This window comes from Burkholderia sp. 3C, assembly GCF_054589155.1.
On record NZ_BAAILN010000012.1, the window covers coordinates 103,402 to 105,844 of the forward strand.

2 protein-coding genes and 1 pseudogene are annotated in these 2,443 nt (G+C 69.5%); 2 read left to right on the forward strand and 1 reads right to left on the reverse strand.

The genetic code is table 11. From position 1 onward, the window contains the following. Positions 1 to 736: FUSC family protein (locus ACYP33_RS01555; protein ID WP_459619281.1), on the forward strand; the 736-nt coding region annotated here is incomplete at its 5' end. A gap of 24 nt (positions 737 to 760) precedes the next feature. Continuing rightward, positions 761 to 1,207, forward strand: a complete 447-nt coding sequence (locus ACYP33_RS01560) for a DUF1801 domain-containing protein (protein WP_459619283.1) — start codon at positions 761 to 763, stop codon at positions 1,205 to 1,207. 29 nt (positions 1,208 to 1,236) lie between these two features. Here the strand turns inward: ACYP33_RS01560 and ACYP33_RS01565 are convergent. Then, positions 1,237 to 1,779 (reverse strand): annotated as a pseudogene (locus ACYP33_RS01565) (glycine zipper 2TM domain-containing protein); the annotation flags it as partial. Positions 1,780 to 2,443: the final 664 nt, after the last annotated feature.

The following is a 2,443-nucleotide window of genomic DNA, read 5'->3' on the forward strand; positions in this document are numbered from 1 at the left end:
CCTGGTGATGAGCGTGCTGTGCGGGCTCTGCGCCTATTACGCGATCGGCAAGGCCGGCTATGTCGCGCTGCTGTCGGCGATCACGATCCTGATCGTGGCCGGGCACGGCGACAACGAGATCGTCGACGGGCTGTGGCGCGCCGTGAACGTGATCGTCGGGATCGGCATCGCGCTGGCGTTCTCGTTCGCGTTGCCGCTGTACGCCACCTATTCGTGGCGCTACAAGCTGGCCGATTCGCTGCGCGCCTGCGCGGTGGTGCATGCGCGGATCGTCAGCGCGCAAACGGTCAGCGATACCGCTCATCTGAAGGAAATGGCCGCGCTGAACGCGCTGCTGGTGCAGATGCGTTCGCTGATGCCGTGGGTGTCGAAGGAAACCGACATCACGATGGCGCAGCTCGACGCGATCCAGCGCTCGCTGCGGCTCGTGATCAGTTCGCTCGAAATGCTGGCGAGCGTGCAGCCGGCCGATGGCGACGTGGCCGGCCGCCACTACGTGCAAACGGCGCAACGCCCGCTGAACCGCCGCATCCACGGCCTGCTGATCGGGCCGAGCCGCGCGCTGAAATTCGGCACGCTGGCGCGCCTGCAACCGCTGCCGGCCGTCAGTGCTCCGGCCGACGGCGAGGTGCCCGCGCAGTTGTCGGGCTTCGTGTCGATCAACGACAAGATCGCGCGCGAATGCGACGTGATGCGTCAGCGCCTGCAGGACGTGGCGGCGCAGTGGTACATCTGATACGGCGCGCGTGAGGAGGCAGGCATGGGGACGAAGGATTCCGCCGTCGGCCGCGACGACGCCGACGCCTCGGCCCTGATCGACGCCCGCATCGCCGAACTCGACGACTGGCGCGGCGCCGCGTTGGCCCGCATGCGCGCGCTGATCCGGCAGGCCGACCCGGACGCGATCGAGAAATGGAAATGGAGAGGCACGCCGGTGTGGTCGCACGACGGCATCCTGTGCACCGGCGAATCCTACAAGGCGGTGGTCAAGCTGACGTTCGCCCAGGGCGCGGCGCTGGCCGATCCGGCCGGCCTGTTCAACGCGAGCCTCGACGGCAAGGTGCGGCGCGCGATCGACATCCGCGAAGGCGAAGCGGTGGACGAGGCGGCCTTCGTCGCGTTGATCCGGGAGGCCGTCGCACTCAATCGGGCGAACCGGCAGGCCAAGGCCGCGGCCAAACCCAAACGTCCCAAAGCGGCCGGGTAATCCGGCGCGCTCCGCCTCCCCTCAAGCGCTCAATACCGCGACAACCGGTTGCCCGCGTCGATCCGCACGTGGTCGCCGGGTTGCCAATCGCCCGCGCCGGGCACGTCGAAGCCGCGCATCGTGCCGTCCGAAAGTTGCACGTCGATCCGATAGCCGGACGGTGCGTTCATCTGCTGCCCCACCTGATTGCCGACCGCCGCGCCGCCCAGCGCGCCGATCACGGTGGCTGCGCTGCGGCCGTGGCCATGACCGATCTGATTGCCGAGCACGCCGCCGACGAGCGCGCCGACCACCGTGCCCGCCACGCCCGACGGGCTGGTGCCGCCGCCGATCGGACGGATCGCCGCGATGGTGCCGTATTGCACGCCGTAGCCGGGCTGCGCATATGAAGGCTGCCCGTAGCCTGCTTGCGGAGGCTGCGCGCCGTACGGCTGCGTACCGGGTTGCGGATACGGCGGCTGACCGGACGAATCGTCGGGCTGCCCGTAGCCGGGCGGCGGGCTCGGCGGCAGATAGGCGGACGGCCCCGCGTTGCCGGGTTGGCCTTGGTAGCCCTGTTGACCTTGATAGCCCGGCTGGCCTTGATATCCCTGTTGGCCGCCATAGCCGGGCTGGCCGGGTTGCGGGCCGTCGTCGTCCGAATCGTCAGGCGGCGGTGCCGCGTCGGGCGGCGGATAACCGCTCTGCCCGTTCATGTTCGGTGCATTCGGCGCGGGCTGCGCACCGCCGTAGCCGGGCGCACCGTATTGCGAGTTCGGCTGCGACTGATACGGCTGCGATTGATAGGGCTGGGCCTGCTGCGGTTGCGGCCGATCAGGCTGCGCATTCGGTTGCGCATACAACGGGTTCGTCTGGCCGTACGGCGGAGGCACGTAACCGGGCGCATCGGCGCCACGCTGCGGGTAACCGGGTTGATCGGGTGGCGGCGGCGCGCTGACGGGCGGATACGCGGGCGCGCCGTCGTCGTCCTGATTCGAATCGACTTGCTGCGCCGGCGCATAGCCGGGCTGCCCGTAGCCGCCCTGCCCGCCGCCGACGTATTGATCGTTGCCGCCGTAAAGCCCGGCCGCGAAGCTCGCGCTCGCGGGCAGCACCAGCGCTGCGGGCAGCAGCCACGCGGCGCGAGCCAGCAACGGCCTCAAGCGCAAACGCGAAGGAAAACGATGCAACGCGGGGGGGAAATCGTAAGGAGTGAAAGCCATCGTCGTGGCGGGCGCATGCGCCCGCGATCGGGGA